The organism is Persicobacter diffluens (genome assembly GCF_036244895.1).
Lineage (GTDB): Bacteria > Bacteroidota > Bacteroidia > Cytophagales > Cyclobacteriaceae > Persicobacter > Persicobacter diffluens.
In genome coordinates this window covers 543,919-559,469 of sequence record NZ_BQKE01000003.1, presented here as the reverse complement: position 1 = coordinate 559,469, position 15,551 = coordinate 543,919, and the positions used below count along the sequence as shown (strand labels likewise).

General features: G+C 41.2%; 13 protein-coding genes. 3 read left to right on the top strand and 10 right to left on the bottom strand.

What is annotated here, in order from left to right; genetic code table 11:
• Nucleotides 1–192: 192 nt before the first annotated feature.
• Nucleotides 193–2,082 (top strand): CocE/NonD family hydrolase, encoded by a 1,890-nt coding sequence (locus AAA970_RS21560; protein WP_338238949.1) that lies wholly within the window; start codon nucleotides 193–195, stop codon nucleotides 2,080–2,082.
• Between the two features lie 64 nt (nucleotides 2,083–2,146).
• On the opposite strand, the gene AAA970_RS21555 is transcribed toward AAA970_RS21560, so the two are convergent.
• The 3 genes from AAA970_RS21555 to AAA970_RS21545 form a co-directional block, all read right to left on the bottom strand.
• Entirely contained in the window at nucleotides 2,147–3,052 is a 906-nt protein-coding gene (locus tag AAA970_RS21555; protein WP_338238948.1) for a helix-turn-helix domain-containing protein, read from the bottom strand.
• A gap of 251 nt (nucleotides 3,053–3,303) precedes the next feature.
• Complete coding sequence (locus tag AAA970_RS21550) at nucleotides 3,304–4,041, bottom strand: MBL fold metallo-hydrolase (RefSeq protein WP_338238947.1); 738 nt, start codon at nucleotides 4,039–4,041, stop codon at nucleotides 3,304–3,306.
• The gene (locus tag AAA970_RS21545) at nucleotides 4,034–4,360 is read right to left on the bottom strand and encodes a rhodanese-like domain-containing protein (protein WP_060689059.1); all 327 of its coding nucleotides are present in this window, start codon (nucleotides 4,358–4,360) and stop codon (nucleotides 4,034–4,036) included. The genes AAA970_RS21550 and AAA970_RS21545 overlap by 8 nt, the downstream gene beginning before the upstream one ends.
• A 125-nt stretch (nucleotides 4,361–4,485) precedes the next feature.
• On the opposite strand from AAA970_RS21545, the gene AAA970_RS21540 reads away from it, so the two are divergent.
• Both AAA970_RS21540 and AAA970_RS21535 read left to right on the top strand, forming a co-directional pair.
• Nucleotides 4,486–5,196, top strand: coding sequence for a metallophosphoesterase family protein (locus tag AAA970_RS21540; RefSeq protein WP_338238946.1), 711 nt, complete (start codon nucleotides 4,486–4,488; stop codon nucleotides 5,194–5,196).
• Nucleotides 5,156–7,033 (top strand): pyruvate kinase, encoded by a 1,878-nt coding sequence (locus AAA970_RS21535; RefSeq protein ID WP_338238945.1) that lies wholly within the window; start codon nucleotides 5,156–5,158, stop codon nucleotides 7,031–7,033. The genes AAA970_RS21540 and AAA970_RS21535 overlap by 41 nt, the downstream gene beginning before the upstream one ends.
• 167 nt (nucleotides 7,034–7,200) lie before the next feature.
• Here AAA970_RS21535 and AAA970_RS21530 read toward each other — a convergent pair whose 3' ends face one another.
• The 7 genes from AAA970_RS21530 to AAA970_RS21500 all read right to left on the bottom strand — a co-directional run bounded on the left by AAA970_RS21530 (nucleotide 7,201) and on the right by AAA970_RS21500 (nucleotide 15,395).
• Nucleotides 7,201–8,253 carry an IS3 family transposase gene (locus tag AAA970_RS21530; RefSeq protein ID WP_338237706.1) on the bottom strand — a complete coding sequence of 351 codons (1,053 nt, stop codon included), beginning with the start codon at nucleotides 8,251–8,253 and terminating at the stop codon, nucleotides 7,201–7,203.
• Nucleotides 8,254–8,270: 17 nt separating this feature from the next.
• A complete protein-coding gene (locus tag AAA970_RS21525) occupies nucleotides 8,271–8,582 on the bottom strand; it encodes a transposase (protein ID WP_053404356.1) in 312 nt (103 codons plus the stop codon).
• Between the two features lie 746 nt (nucleotides 8,583–9,328).
• Nucleotides 9,329–10,156, bottom strand: coding sequence for a CheR family methyltransferase (locus AAA970_RS21520; protein ID WP_338238944.1), 828 nt, complete (start codon nucleotides 10,154–10,156; stop codon nucleotides 9,329–9,331).
• On the bottom strand, nucleotides 10,156–11,202 hold the full coding sequence (gene cheB / locus AAA970_RS21515) for a chemotaxis-specific protein-glutamate methyltransferase CheB (protein WP_338238943.1): 1,047 nt from the start codon (nucleotides 11,200–11,202) through the stop codon (nucleotides 10,156–10,158). The genes AAA970_RS21520 and cheB overlap by 1 nt, the downstream gene beginning before the upstream one ends.
• Nucleotides 11,189–13,228, bottom strand: coding sequence for a SpoIIE family protein phosphatase (locus AAA970_RS21510; RefSeq protein WP_338238941.1), 2,040 nt, complete (start codon nucleotides 13,226–13,228; stop codon nucleotides 11,189–11,191). The genes cheB and AAA970_RS21510 overlap by 14 nt, the downstream gene beginning before the upstream one ends.
• Nucleotides 13,203–15,026 (bottom strand): chemotaxis protein CheA, encoded by a 1,824-nt coding sequence (locus AAA970_RS21505; protein WP_338238940.1) that lies wholly within the window; start codon nucleotides 15,024–15,026, stop codon nucleotides 13,203–13,205. Before AAA970_RS21505 ends, AAA970_RS21510 begins: the two co-directional genes overlap by 26 nt.
• A gap of 3 nt (nucleotides 15,027–15,029) precedes the next feature.
• Nucleotides 15,030–15,395 (bottom strand): response regulator, encoded by a 366-nt coding sequence (locus AAA970_RS21500; RefSeq protein ID WP_060689051.1) that lies wholly within the window; start codon nucleotides 15,393–15,395, stop codon nucleotides 15,030–15,032.
• Between the last annotated feature and the right edge of the window lie 156 nt (nucleotides 15,396–15,551).

Sequence of the window (15,551 nt, the reverse complement as noted above, 5' to 3'; positions counted from 1 at the left end):
CTAATAAACATGCTCTTAGCTTGCTTTCTACTCCTTCAGCTGCTCCCTTGGGATAAAATGAAATAGCGAACTATTCCTTCATTTTCCCGCCTTGCAGTTAAAGGAGGATTAAAGCATGAATAATACGGGCTATGGGGTGCTTTTTTTTCGTCTAAAAATTATCCAAATTGCGCTTTCATTTTAACATACCTTATGAGAGCACTATTTTTACTATCCTTACTCCTATTCAGTTTTGCTTGTCAACCTGGCATTGACCAGACCGATGCACAAGAAAATGAAGTAACTTTTGACGTGAAAGACCACTACCAAAAGTCTACGCATTACATTACCATGAGAGATGGAGTTCGATTGTACACCACCGTCTATTCACCTAAAGACAATAGCCAAACCTACCCCATCATGATGATGCGCACCTGCTATTCTTCCCGTCCTTATGGGGAAAATGCCTATCGAAAAAGCCTGGGTCCCTCGACAAGCATGATGGAAGAAGGCTACATTTTTGTGTATCAGGACGTTCGTGGCCGCTATATGTCAGAAGGAACATTTGACAATATGCGCCCAATCGTACATCGGGAAGACGAGCAGGGAACCGATGAGGCTACCGATACCTTTGACACTATTGACTGGTTGGTGAAAAATATCCCTAACAATAATGGAAATGTAGGACAATGGGGGATCTCCTACCCGGGGCACTACACCACCGCTGGAGCGCTTAGTGGCCACCCTGCCTTAAAAACTTCTTCTCCTCAGGCATGTATTGCCGATTTCTATTTTGATGATTTCCACCATAGAGGGGCATACACCCTTTCTTATTGGGGGGCGACCCCCGTTTTTGGATACCAAAAAGAAGATACCACCCGCACGGCCTGGTACAGAGACTACATGGTCGATTACGGCACCTCAGATCTTTATGATTTCTTCCTAAAATTAGGCCCCCTAAAAAACAGCGCCAAGTACTATGGAGAGGATAACTTCTTTTGGCAAGATTTGTCCCAACATCCGGATTATGACGAATTCTGGCAAAAGCGAGATATTCTTCCACATTTGAAAGACATCAATCACGCCGTCATGGTAGTGGGAGGTTGGTTTGATGCAGAAGATCTTTACGGACCTTTGAAAACCTATTCCACCATTGAAGAAAATAATCCAAATATCTACAATACTTTAGTGATGGGCCCCTGGTCGCATGGGGATTGGTCCAGAAACAATAAAGAGCAGATAGTGGGCAATATCTCCTTTGGAGAAGGGGTGAACCAATTTTACCAAGATAGTATTGAGGCCCGTTTTTTCCGTCATTTCCTAAAAGAGGGAGGGGATGGAAAAACGAAACTTCCGGAAGCCTATGTTTTTGATACAGGGAAAAAAGCCTGGCGTACCTTTGATACCTGGCCTCCAAAAAATGCTAAGGAAAGCCAGTACTTCCTAGAAGAAAACGGACAACTTATGACTGAAAAACCTTCCGCAGCCAAAGGATTGGATGAATATATTTCTGACCCTTCTAAGCCCGTACCTTATTCGGAAAGAATCAAGGTCAGATTTACGCCTCGCCCTTATATGACCGATGACCAACGCTTCGCATCCAGACGTCCGGATGTTTTGGTATATGAAACCGAAGTTTTGGAAGAAGACGTTACCATGGTGGGAGACTTACTCGCCAAATTAAAAGTCTCTACCTCAGGGACCGATTCGGATTGGATTGTAAAATTGATTGATGTTTACCCCGACAGCACCCAGAATCAGGCTTCTACACCAAAACACATCAGTCTTGGAGGTTACCAGCAAATGGTCCGTTCTGAAATCATGAGAGGTAAATATCGGGAAAGCTTTTCAAAACCTGTTCCTTTTGTTCCGAACCAGATAACCGATGTTGACCTTCCCCTACAGGATGTTTTCCATACTTTTAAAAGAGGGCATCGCATCATGATCCAGATCCAAAGCAGTTGGTTCCCCTTATTTGATCGAAATCCTCAAACCTTTGTAGACAATATTTTCATGGCGGATGAAGCTGATTTCATTCTTGCTCATCAAAAGGTTTATCGAAATAAACAACATGCTTCCGCTATTCATTTTAAGGTGCTATAGCCAATAAAATAAATAAAAAAGGGGATCGATCATGATCCCCTTTTTTTTATTGAACAAATTTGGCCTAAACTTCTTCTTTTTCCTCCACTAATCCTTTTTGCTCTGCTCTAAATTGCATTGGCCAGCGATCGGTTTTCTTTTTAAAGAATTTACTGAAATGCGCCGGATCTGCAAAGCCCAAATCAAAGGCAATTTGCTTGACTGAATCTGTTGACCCTACAAGCAAACGCTTTGCCTCCAAAAGCAACCGCTGATGAATCACTTGTAAGGCGGAAAGCCCTGCTACTCGCTTACAGGATCGGTTCAATTGCTTTTCATGCAAGCCTAAATGTTCAGTATAGTCCACCACTAAATGCCAATGATGAAAATGCTCTTCCAGGGCATCCAAAAAAAGGCGGTAACGGGCGGAATAATTATCTTCTGGCTTAGAACGCCAGTCATTCTTTTCAGTCTCCTTGCGGTAAGCAAAAATCATGACCTGCTCCAGCATGGAAGCGACCATATCACGATGGTAAGGTGCCTCTGCATAATGATGCACTTCATGTTCTACATTACCAATAATCTGCGTTAGATAAGCCACCTCACGTGAATCCAGAAAATAATGCGGTTCAACGCTCCAGTCATTAAAATAGGAGTGATAAGTCTTCTGAAAGCCACAAAAAGAAAACAGATCCTCGGTAAAGGTCATGCCAACGCACTTCACCTCTGTCCCCATAGCCAAATTGAAATCATATTGATTATTGGGTCCCAATATGAAAAGCATATTGTCTTTTACGTCCACTGTCTTAAAATCAATCTGAACACTTCCGGTAACTTTCTCCAGAAGAATTACCATGTATTGAAATCGCTTGACAGGTTGATGTTTATAAAATTCACTATCGACTAAAAAGTGAAGCGGTTCAAAATTTAAAAATTTTTTCGGGTCTCTGTCCAGAAATTCAAACCCCTGTAAGTTCTTCACTTGTTCCATAATTGACTACACTTATTTCCGAGTGCAATAATAATTCTAATCGTTGTTTAATTTAGCAAATCACCACCTATTTGCAACAAATTATCCAACTATCCATCATATTTTTTTAAAATCAGCCTCCCACCTCTTTTTAGAAAGCAAAGCCTTAAAAAATGCAAATCCCAGAAAACTAATTTTTGCAAAATACAGCTTAATCTCTTTCTAATCGGTCAATGAGCGAAATTCACAAGACCTAAATATAACTTTCATTATTAAAAATGGATAATCCTTAAATCTTCAGTAATTTGATATCCACCTTGGGGTATATTATTTGATACCTCTTCACTGCAATGATGCAACCACAATTGCCCCAACTGAAAATCAGAAATACACTTGTCAATTTCAGCCCATGAAACATGTCCTCCACCCCCGACATCCAAATCATTACACTCAATGATCCCTACATCAGCTCCAGCGGACCATTCAATAAGCGCAGGATCCCAACGACAATCTCCTGAATAAAAAACAGATTTCCCCGACGGCAAATTAATTCGGTAGGCAAAAGCCTCCAAAGCAGAAGAATGGTCAACTTGCCAGCTTTGTAAAAGCCCAAAATTTGCTTCTAAATCAGCAGAAAAAGAAATGAACTGAAGTTTCAATCGATCGAGATATTTCGCGGACCCTGGATAAAGTACTTCCATCAACGCGAACAATTGATCTTTTAGTGCTGCAGGACCGAACAGTGTCAGTGGCCGATCTGAAAAATCACTCAATGCACGTGCAAGTAATAGAAAGGGAAGTCCACCGAAATGATCCCCGTGCAAATGAGAAATGATGATGGTGGAAATTTCTTCCTGACCGACTCCTAATTTCGTAAGTTGCAATAAGGTCGTTGCACCGCATTCCAATAGCATGCTTTCTTCCTCGGTCTCCAACAAAAAAGCAGAATGTGCCTTCCCGGATTCGTGAAAGGCATTTCCGCTTCCTAATATGGTTAACTGATCAGCCATTAAAATCCGCCAATTTTACCGATAGGCGCTGCCACCCTCCTCCGTTGACGACCGTTTCTACTCCGGCATTTTCTAAAATTCCTTTAGCAGTTTTGGCACGCTTTCCACTTTGACAATAAACCACAATCGCTTTATTTCTTGCTTTCAATTTATCCGCTTGGGATGCCAACAGATCCAGAGGAATGTTCATCGCTCCTTTCACATGTCCCTTGCGATATTCTGCCGCCGTTCTTACGTCTAAAAATAGGGCACCCTGCTCCTTTAGTTCCTTTACACCGGGACCTTTGCTACCAAACAATCCCTTCAAAAATCCAAACATACTTTTCTTTATTTAACTCCTCCCAAAGGTAACCCCTTCCTGCTTTTCCACCAACCCTGATCCGGGCAAAAAAATCTTTTCACCTTTGCATTAACCAACAATTGTTTCGATTTTAAAAGAAAAAATTGCCGAAAACTTTTTCTATCCCCCCACTCGAAGCGGGTGGCAGACAACTTTTTATCGCTGATATTCACGGCTGCTTTTATAGCCTGGAAAGCCTGTGGCAAAAACTAAGGGTAATTCCGAAAGATCAGGTGTTTTTTCTTGGAGACTATATTAACAAAGGCCCCCATAGTCGCAAAGTCATCAACTACATTCGGGAATTGCAACACCAATTCCCCTATATCTACGCGCTCATGGGCAATCATGAAGAAATGCTTTTACAAGCCGATCGCTCCGGCCTTGCTACCCGCACTACTTTTTGTGAACGCCTTAATTCCGGAGATTTATTAAACAGCCAGCAACAACTGGATCAGGAAATAAAACAGTGGATTCAAAATCTACCTTTATACTTTGAGACGGAACACTGGATGTGTAGTCATGCGGGCTTTGACCTCAGCAGTATCGAAAATTTATATTCCAATCAGCTGGCGATGCTGACCATCAGGAATTTTCCTTACCTAAGTACAACTGCCCGCAACAAAAAAATCATTCACGGGCATAACCCTTTTCCCTGGCAGGAAATTCAAGAAAAACTTGAAACGCATGCCTCCATCATGGGCATTGATAATGGCTGCGTATATGCGGGACAACGAGCTGGACATGGCCGCTTAATTTGCTATAACCTTACCGATCATGAACTTATTTCGCAGAAAAAAAGCATTCAGGACTTTTAAAGCTACCCCTGACAAAACCAAAGGCTTACAGTTGCTCATCAAGTCAATGGAAAAAATGTATCAGGAAATGCTGCGCTTTGAGCAGGACTACCTCTCAAAAGCAGAGGATGTTCACCCGGTACACGAGGCCTCCCGAAAAAACCTCCTGCATTACCTCTCCCTGCGCTCACAGGATGTGCGTGAAATGCAGGGGCAATTAGGTAATTTGGGCTTGTCCCGTTTAGGAAAAGCGGAATCTCATGTTTTGGCCTCCACCATCGCCATAATTAATAACCTTTGCCGGATGAACGGACAAGAAGACCTGATTCTTGCATCTCCGGAACTGAGCATAGCGGAAGGAAAAAAAACGCTACATCAACATACCGAAAGCTTGTTCGGACCAGCTTCTCCACATCGGCCGGTTTCTATTATGGTTACGCAGCCCACCGCTGCCGCAGAAACCTTCGCTTTAGCCAACCAAATGATCAAAAGCGGAATGAATGTAGCCCGGATAAACTGTGCGCATGACGGAGAAGAAATTTGGGCGCAATTAATTCAAAATGTAAAAAAAGCAGCGGAAAAAAATTTCAACCATTGCAAAGTTTTCATGGATTTAGCAGGGCCCAAATTACGTACAGGTGCGATCGCCAGAGGCAAAGAAGTATTCAAACTTAAAACAAAAAAAAGCGAAACTGGCCTCCTGATAGAGCCCTTGGAGGTACTATTGGTGGAGGAATTTCGGCATGAGCATCCGCAGGCACAAATTCCTCTTGGGGTTATTGTCCATGAATTAAAAAGTGGTCAGCGCATCACCTTTAAGGATTTTCGGGGAAGAAAGCGCTCCATGAAAATATTCAAAAATTCAGATGAGCAGGTGTACGGCTTACTGAAACGAAATACTTATATCTATAGCCAAATGCTAGTAAAAATTTGGGAGGAAAAATCCTTAATAAAAAGTATACATATCGGAAAAATCCCAGCACTGGAACAAAATATTCTGTTAGAAAAGGGGGATGAGCTAATCCTTCATCTTGAAGAAATAGCCGGTGCTCCAGCGCAAACAGATAGTCAGGGAAATTTGATTCATGCCGCCCATATCTCCTGCCCACTGCCCGAGCTTTATAAGGACGTAAAAAAAGGAGAGGCTGTGCTATTGGATGACGGAAAAATTGAAGCAGAGATACGCTCAGTGAGTAATACTAAGGGTGAAATACAACTACAAATCACCTATGCAGAAGAAGGAGGCGCTAAATTGAAAGCAGAAAAAGGCATCAATTTACCGGAAAGCGATTTACACCTCAACGGCCTCACCACCAAAGACCGGAAGGATTTGGAATTTATAGTTCAACATGCACAGGCAGTTAATTTTTCATTTGTAAATAATGCTCAGGATGTTAAAGATTTGATCGCTGAATTTAATCGTTTAGGAGCAGATGAAGATTTAGGCATTGTGTTAAAAATCGAAACTCAAAAAGCTTATCGTAATCTGCCTGCCATCCTGATGGAAGCCATGAAACGGAAGAATATAGGTGTGATGATTGCACGTGGAGACCTGGCCGTGGAGTGTGGATGGAAACATTTGGCGCAGGTGCAAGAAGAGATCACACGACTCTGTGCAGCCGCCCATGTGCCCATCATTTGGGCTACGCAGGTCCTGGAGACAGCCGCCAAAAAAGGCCGACCTTCCCGTGCTGAAATTTCGGATGCTGCCTTAGGACAACAAACCGAGTGTGTCATGCTTAACAAAGGTCCGTACATCATTGGAGCCATTCAAATTTTGGATGAAATCCTGACTTCCATGGCGGGCCGACAGGAGAAAAAAGCCCCTATGTTGCCTTTACTTAATTATTCCAAATGATTCAAAAAAAAGGTTCATCCTCAAATAAGATGAACCTTTCAAAAATGACTTAACCCATTATCTACCGCTGGTTTAGCCCCCATATTTTCGGACTTTTTTGATTTTGCCTCTTGTGAGGTCTATTTTTCCATTATAAGTTTGTGTTAGCAAAGAACGATCGACGGCGATTAATTTACCGAAGGTTGTAATGAATTTGGAGTGTTGGGCCCATTCACATCCTCATTCAAATATCCCTCCCCATTTAGGGTCGGTATATTTGAGCAAAGAACTTCTCTCTGACTCATAATCCCCGAAAGTTGACTATGGGGTACTGTAAGTCTAAATTTCACCTTTCGCTCGTTTATTACTGTGCGTTCAATCAAATCATATTCCCACGCCTTCCAAAACAAATTGGGACTAAGATGAGCTATTGACCCATGTAATCTAACATTGTTATATTTTTCATAAAACACTTCTAACCTTTCTCTTAATTCCTCTAAGTTCCAAAATGGCGCTTGTCCCAAGCCCTTCTTAAGAATGCTATGAAAGCTTTCAATATGGCCATTCTCCTGGGGCGTATAAGGATGTGTAAAGGTTTGATGAATACTATTTTCCCTTAAAAATTCTTGAACGCTTTTAGCGCTAAATTGAGATCCATTATCATTCCTTAATTCAACATGAAGATCCTGTTTCAATAAGTCATTTGGTTGCAAATAATTATCTATTACCCTTTCCCAGGCTTTAATGACCATTTTTTGATCCATTTGATAGCCAACCGACCAATCTAATATTACTCTTGTAAATGTATCAATAATGCTTAATATATAAGCATGACGCCTATGCTCTGTTACCCAAACCATTTTAATATCCATTTCTAAAACCTGCAATGGGCGTTCTGGGCATACACAGCGATATTTGACGTAATTTTTATCACTAACCTTCCTTTTTTCCTGAAGTAAATCTGCGTCCTTCATCAAACGGAAAACCTTTTTATGATTAATATTATATCCTTCAAGCTTCAATTGACTGGTCATCATACGATAGCCATAATTAGTGATTGGATCTTCTTTTAAGCGCTTAATTTGCCCTATTACATCCTCATTGGGTACTACCGAATGCCCCTTTTGAGTTGTAGTAGTGGCTTTTCTGCCTATATGTTTACGATCTTTAATAGGCTGGTAATAGTATTTGTGTTTTGTTATTTGGGCAATCAAAATAGCTTTATCTCGTTTTAGCCCCAGACCAGTGTATTTTCGTGCTATTTCCGCCCTTTCGTCTGAGGATATTTCTTTTTTAGCAGCTCATCCTTCATTTTGGATTCAAGCTCCTTTTCAGCGATGATTTCCTTTAATAGGGCATTCTCTTTCTCAAGACGCTTTATCTCCTTTAATTGAGGTATAGTCATCCCGCGAGTGAAACCTGCCTCTCCCATGGTTTCATATTTTTTCACCCAATTTTTATAGGTGGCTGGATAAACTCCATACTTACTTAGAGTTTCTTCTACTCCTCTTTCCTCGCATTCTTTTAGAATAGCTAGCTTCTCTTCCTTGGTTCGTGTTACTCTTTTCATCGGATTTCAAATATTGTAAAAAAAAAATTAAGTCCGACTATTTATGGGGCGGAATCACCGCTAGGAGCCTGTCGGATTATTATTGACTTCACAAAATTCACAAAATATTATTTTGGTCATTAATTGTGCATTGAAGTCAAACTAGCTCTAAAGGCTATATTTCGGGAATTGGAATATATTTTCTTCAATTGAAAATAGAGAAACCAAATAATATTTCGACTAATAGAATAAAATGGTATAAATCCGACAGGCTCCTAGGTTTAAAAAGTTACATTACAGCTCGCTACCCTGTCCTTTTGCGAATAGTTTTACTGATTTTACAAGGGGATAAATTGAGAGAGGCTTGCTGCTTTCACTTTCCGCTACTTCGTTGAAAACCTCGAATTAGGGCACTATTCTCCCATTTTTCACACCTTTTGCCATGCAGCTAAACGAGAAATTAAGCATTAGAGCATGTTCAAAAGCACACCAGCCGAATGCATATTTCAGCTTTTAACACACTCTTAAAAAAAATCAGCTTAACTACTCAGTAGAAACACCGGGCAATATCATGCCCGATCGTTTCCCTGACACATCATAAGCAATTAAAGCATATTTAAAAGCGCTCCATCCGGCAGCAAATTCGAATTATTGAAAGCGATTTTGAATAATTGCTCAACAATAGCGTTGCTATTCTCTCAAAATAATCGGGTACCGCTTCTACAATAATGAAATTTTCGCTGCGAATTTTGGCTTTAAACACGCTCTTAGACCTTGATATAAATCTTGGTCTTATTATCATACACACTGAAAAATTCCTGAAAACCATCCGGCATCATATCATAGTAACCTACCACTAATAAACCATGAGGCTTTAATGCTTTATAAAAATTCATCATCACCCGCTTTTTTAATGCTCCATCAAAATAAATCATCACATTCCGACAAAAAATAATGTCCAACTGTTCCGGAAAAGCATCCTTCACCAAATTATGCTCCCGAAAATCAATACCTTTTCTTAATCGATCTTTGACCATGAAACCTTCCTCCATCTCCTGCATAATGTTATCCCATCTTTCCCCGGGAAAGGTCTTGTCAAAATTGGCCTGATATTTCTTTGCTGGCGGCCCAAAATATCGGCCCGCCCTGGCCAAATTCAGGGCATTTTTGCTTAAATCTGTCGCTATTACCCTGGTCTTATAACCGAACATTAAGCTTTGAATTACATACAGCATCGAGTAAACTTCCTCTCCCGTCGAACAGCCTGCATGCCAAATCGATATAGTCTGATCTTTTTGGAAGTGGTCTCTTAAAGTAGCTCTAAGAAAAACCCAGACCTCCGGATTACGGAACATTTCAGTGAGGTTAACGGTCAAATCATCAATACAGGCCAGGAAAAAGGCCTTATCCCTTAAAACTGCTGCCCAAAGATCCAATAAGGAGTTCATTTGATGTTTACTAATCAAACGGCCAAAACCCCGCTTCAGGGATTTCAATTCATAATTAGTAAAATCAATTCCATAACGCGTTTTTATGGCCGTAGCCAAGGATTTAATTTCCTCATCCGAGATCTTATCTTTTGTATCTATACTCATTATGAAATAGCGCTAATGACAAAAGAGGGAATTTCCCTTAATTTAATATTATACTGTACCGCCCCTGCTAAATTCGCAGCTTTGGGCATTCCATAGACCACACAGGTTTCTTTACTTTGGGCAATGGTTAAACCGCCTGCATTTTTCACTTTCAACATCCCCTCTGCCCCATCTCGCCCCATACCGGTCATCAAAACCCCAATGCACTTAGCCCCAAAAATATTCACCGCTGATTCAAAAAGACCATCAATGGAGGGATCATTAAAAGCTTTAAACTTTCTCCTACTCCTACGAAACTTAATCTCTGACCCTATTTTGCGCAATACCGTATTATGCCCACCGGGTAACAGGTAAATTTTCCCTTTTTCTAAGCTGGTCCCTGAGGAGGCCAAAACCACCTCTTTATTATTCATCTCGTTCAGTCTGGCTGCAAAGGAAGGCACGAAGGAGGCTGGCATATGCTGGGTAATAATTACCGGCAATGGAAGATTTTCCGGCACGCGGGAAATAAATGATTCCACCGCCGATGGACCGCCGGTAGAAGCTCCCAACAAAATCACCTCATAAGCCAGAAATTGATCAAAAGTATGTGGTGCTGTATTTCTTTTTTGGTCCTTGTTTCCAAGCAAGGTGGCTATATCGGTCTCCTTGGCCGCATAAATCTTCTCAAACAAAGGAACTTTTATGGCCTTGATATCAGAGTTATGGCTAGGTGATTTATTCACATAATCATAGGCTCCACTTTCCAAAGCACCCAAAATAGGTCCCATATCCGAATTTCCTAATGCAGACAAAATGATAATCGGAACCGGCCAGGGACTCTGCATAATTTGATCCACGGCAAAGGGCCCATCATAATCTCCCATATTCATGTCCATCAATACCACATCCGGTCGCAGTTGCCGATTTTGGGAAATCGCCTCCTTGCCGTTATTGGCGGTTCCAACCACCAGAAAATCTTCGTTTTCCTCTAAAACATGGGCGATCAAATGCCGCATTATGCTGGAGTCATCAACAATCAGAATATTTATTTTAGGCTTTACCATATTCCACTCCGATCAGTAAAACATCATCTATTTGTTTTGAATCTCCCTTCCAGGCACTCCAATCTGCAATAAACTTTTGCTCTACTACTCCCATGCTTTCTCCGGCATATTGCTCCAATTTTTCAATAGTCCTCTTCCTGCCGAACTTACGATTACTCTCTTCTCCAAATTGGTCCAAAAGTCCATCAGAAAAAATGAAAACCCGATCCCCTGCTTCTAAATCAATATCGTGTGCTGTAAAGGAAGTACGATTCTTATATTGTGTTCCTCCTATGGGCATTTTATCCCCCCTGATGATTTCAATCTTGCCCTCCCTTTGTAAAAAAAGGGGCAAATGTGCTCCGCTAAATTGTAAATGGTGAGTTTTAGTATTCAATCGGCAAAGTGCAATATCAAGCCCATCATTAATGCGGATATCCTCCGATTCCTGCTTCAAATTATGGACAATATGCGCATGCAAATCATTGAGAATCTGATCTGTAGAATGGGTAACATCCGTACATAAATATTTCAAAATCACATTGGACATGATGGCCAACATAGCACCCGGCACCCCATGACCTGTACAGTCTACGGCAGCGAAATAGTGATATTCCTCCATTTGTAGGGACCAGGGAAAATCTCCACTCACCACATCTTTTGGCTGATAATAAATGAAGGAAGAGGGGAACATAGTTTTAAAATGAGCCGAATTAGTATTCAATGCCTGTTGAATATTATAACTGTATTGTATACTTTCTTTTATCTTGGAATTTTGAACCTCGAGGGTGGACTTCGTTTCTTCGAGTAATTTTAATAAGTTCGCCAGTTCCTCCTTCATTTCCCTTTCGCGAAAGGTAGCCGAAATCAAATGTTGATTAGTAGAACTTAGCTCTTCCATTCCAATTTCCAGCAGCTCGTTTTTCTTCCTCAAAGAGGCATTTTCTGCTTCCAAGCGCTTCAATTGCTCGGCCTGTGCATCATCCTTTCTCCGGCCTGCCTTATAATTATATTGAAAAAGCTCTAACTGATTCCTCAAAAAATTGATTTGAACCGGTTTAGACAAAAAAGCCCAAGGCAAGGTTCTCTTAGCGATTTTAAAAATATCCAGATGATTATGCGCCGTAATATACATGAAGGGTGTCTCAAATTTTTCCCTATAAAGAGACATCGCCTGAATACCATTTATGGAGCCCTTCAAATTGATATCCATGATAATTAAATCCGCCATTCTATTGACATTATCCAAATCAGCGATAAAATCATCTCCGGAAGGATAGGTCGCCACCACCTCATGCCCAGTACTGACTACCAGCTTTTTAAACATCTCCAAAGCCACTACGGAATCATCCACTAATACAATATTTAGCGGGCTTTGATAGTGATCCGCCTCCTGTGGACGGGGTTTTACCGAGGACTGAAGCCTATGCATGATTCGGTCATTCCCGGGCTGCTCAATGAAACGGACAATACTTTGCAAATACTTTTCGTCCAGACACCAAATAAACTCAGGAGACACCTCGCTCTTTCGAAGGGTCATGCTTACCCGAAAATATAGCAAATGGGAAAAAAGGCCGATTTTTTCATTCAAATAAGGATTAAGGTTTTCCTTACCGACTACTTTATGCTCGGGTACATATCCATGGATATTAAGCTTCAACAAATTGGAGAGCTGGGTTACAACAGAAGCTGAAATGATGTTGTCCAGTTCCAATAAAAAGGCTTTGCCCATGGCATAATATTCATCAGACTCTGGAGAGATCGTATCAGGTAGGGTCTGTTTTAAAAATTTATGTCGTTCCTTTTTATTCAAAATAAAGAAGCAAACCCCCTTCATCTCTCCCCTCAATTCGGTGGTCAGAATGGTGATTTCCCTGCCCTCCTTTTTACTGATGGGTAGATCTGCGGAAATTTGCTCAATGGAAAGATCAAAACCACGCAAAATCACCTGCTCCCCCACGAACATGGATAGGGCATCTGCAGCTTTGGCTAAACCGATATTGATCACCTCCCGGGCAACATCAAACTCTATTTGAGATAAATTCATGCTCTTGTCCTCGTCGTTTATTTCTTAATACTTTTCGAATAATATTGGGAATATCCAATACCAAACACACTTGCCCATTTCCCAGAATGGTCGCCCCACTAAAAAATGGCACCTCATCCAGAGGCTTAGAAAGGGTTTTCTCTACAATTTCTTTTTGCTGTAAAAGCTTATCCACGATAAAGCCCAGATAAGTCCCTTCATAGGAAATAACCAGGACCTCAATTTTTTGATCCGCTTTCAAAAGATCAAAGGACTGATGAAAATCAAAATGAGGATCCAGCATTTGTCCGTAATCAAAAAGATCCTGGAGAAAAAATACAAACATGGGTTTTTCCAAATAGTGGGAAATCAAACCCTTACTAATCTTATGAATATCTTTACGATATAAGGAAATCACCGCCTCCGTATAAGACAAAGGCACGGCATACTCTTGTTTCCCCATCTGAAAAAGCAAAGCCCCTTTCAAGGCCATGGAAGAGGGTAAGGCCAATTGCATCACGGACCCTTTCCCCACTTCTGACTTCACCACCACTCTGCCGCCTATAGACTCCGTTGCTTTTTTGACCACATCCATCCCCACTCCCCGACCAGAAACTTCTGTTACTTTTTCGGCATTGGAAAAACCGGCTTCAAAGATGAACTGCAATTTTTCTTCTTTAGTCAAATTTTTAGCATCATCGCGGGAAACCAACTTTCGTTCAATCGCTTTTTGAACAATCAGATTTTCATCAATTCCTTTCCCGTCGTCTATCACTTCAATGAATACCGTATCTTTTTCATTAAAAGCCCGGAGGGTCACATTCCCCTTAGGGGATTTTCCGGCTTTCGCCCGGGTTTCCGGCTCTTCAATCCCATGACTTACCGCATTTCGAACCAAATGCACCATGGAGTCACTAAGAATTTTCAAAATATTGCGATCAATCTCGATTTCTGTGCCCTCCAATATCAAATTGACTTCTTTATGTTCAATATTGGCTACATCCCGAATAATCCTATGAAATTTATTGAACATAAAACCGACCTGCACCAGCCGAATGCCCATAATACCATATTGAAGATCAGAGGTAATGCGGTGCAGGAGTGCCAGATCATTTCCACCCTGATCTTGGGCCATTTGACTCGCCGCTAAGCTGTCCTTTTCGATCAGTAATTCACCCACCAGGTTAATTAAACCATCTAATTTTTTGATGGGCACATTCACAAAGTCAGAAAAGGAAATATTCGAGACAGTTTCTGCTTCCTCCTGCAATGGCGTTGAAAAATGTTCCTGCTCCCCGCTGGCTGATATTGCAGGAACTTGTTCCTGTTCATTGGTTTCCTTTTCCGAAGAAATCTCTTCTTCGGCCTCTTCCTTTGAAGGACTTACTGGCTTTTCATTAGTTTGTGACGAACCGGAGACCGCTACTTTTTCCCCCATCAATTTATTGAAAGCTACCTGGAGCTTGGTCCTAATTCCTTTATAGCTCACCTGCTCCTCACTGTTCATGGCATTAATCAATTGCCCCAACTTATCCAGACCACGGTAAAGGTTAGAAAATAATTCCGTAGAAATTGAAAGCCGGTCTTTCTTTATTTCCCCGAAAATATCTTCCATAATGTGAGCCAATTCAGCCACTCCCTGCACCCCAAGTCCCATTGCATTTCCTTTCAGCGTATGCGTTATTCGGAAAATGGCATCTATGGCTTCCTGATCCTGAGCATTCGCTTCCAGTGCCGTAAACAGACGGTTCAATTCCTCATACTGTTCATGCGCTTCAGCCTGAAACATTTCCAGATACGCCTGTTCTTTATCTTTCATCAATTACTCAAATGCTTTAGCAGCAGAGGAAACAATCCCTTCTGCCGTAAATGGTTTGACGATATAATCTGTTGCTCCAAGGCTCAAGCCTTCCTGAATCACAGACTCCTGCCCCACCGCACTGATCATAATCACCTTCGCATCCAGATTTTCTTCGCTTTTTAAAACACGTAAAATATCAATCCCTATCATATCCGGGAGGATATTGTCCAGGGTGATTAATTCCGGCTTAAGCTCCATGGCCAGATCAATGGCCTTTTCTCCATTTTCAGCTTGACCGACAATGGTGTAACCTGCCGATTCTAAAGCATCACTGATTAATGATCGCATGTACATGGAATCATCAACTATCAATACAGATTTTGACATAATAATTTATTTGGTCAATATTGATTTAAGCCGAATTATTCACCGCTAAATAAAGTGATTCGACTTAAGTGATTTATTTTCATATTAATAAGATTACGATTACTGATTGGTTAATAGCCCCAATTTGGGGATGATTGCTTTCTGCTCATTCCCCTG

What these genes read in the sequence shown, in the direction of transcription:
- AAA970_RS21525 (WP_053404356.1), bottom strand. Translation starts at nt 8,582, where the DNA reads ATGAAAAGAGTAACACGAACCAAGGAAGAGAAGCTAGCTATTCTAAAA.
- AAA970_RS21555 (WP_338238948.1), bottom strand. Translation starts at nt 3,052, where the DNA reads ATGGAACAAGTGAAGAACTTACAGGGGTTTGAATTTCTGGACAGAGAC.
- AAA970_RS21505 (WP_338238940.1), bottom strand. Translation starts at nt 15,026, where the DNA reads ATGAAAGATAAAGAACAGGCGTATCTGGAAATGTTTCAGGCTGAAGCG.
- AAA970_RS21550 (WP_338238947.1), bottom strand. Translation starts at nt 4,041, where the DNA reads ATGGCTGATCAGTTAACCATATTAGGAAGCGGAAATGCCTTTCACGAA.
- cheB (WP_338238943.1), bottom strand. Translation starts at nt 11,202, where the DNA reads ATGGTAAAGCCTAAAATAAATATTCTGATTGTTGATGACTCCAGCATA.
- AAA970_RS21545 (WP_060689059.1), bottom strand. Translation starts at nt 4,360, where the DNA reads ATGTTTGGATTTTTGAAGGGATTGTTTGGTAGCAAAGGTCCCGGTGTA.
- AAA970_RS21510 (WP_338238941.1), bottom strand. Translation starts at nt 13,228, where the DNA reads ATGAATTTATCTCAAATAGAGTTTGATGTTGCCCGGGAGGTGATCAAT.
- AAA970_RS21520 (WP_338238944.1), bottom strand. Translation starts at nt 10,156, where the DNA reads ATGAGTATAGATACAAAAGATAAGATCTCGGATGAGGAAATTAAATCC.
- AAA970_RS21560 (WP_338238949.1), top strand. Translation starts at nt 193, where the DNA reads ATGAGAGCACTATTTTTACTATCCTTACTCCTATTCAGTTTTGCTTGT.
- AAA970_RS21535 (WP_338238945.1), top strand. Translation starts at nt 5,156, where the DNA reads ATGAACTTATTTCGCAGAAAAAAAGCATTCAGGACTTTTAAAGCTACC.
- AAA970_RS21500 (WP_060689051.1), bottom strand. Translation starts at nt 15,395, where the DNA reads ATGTCAAAATCTGTATTGATAGTTGATGATTCCATGTACATGCGATCA.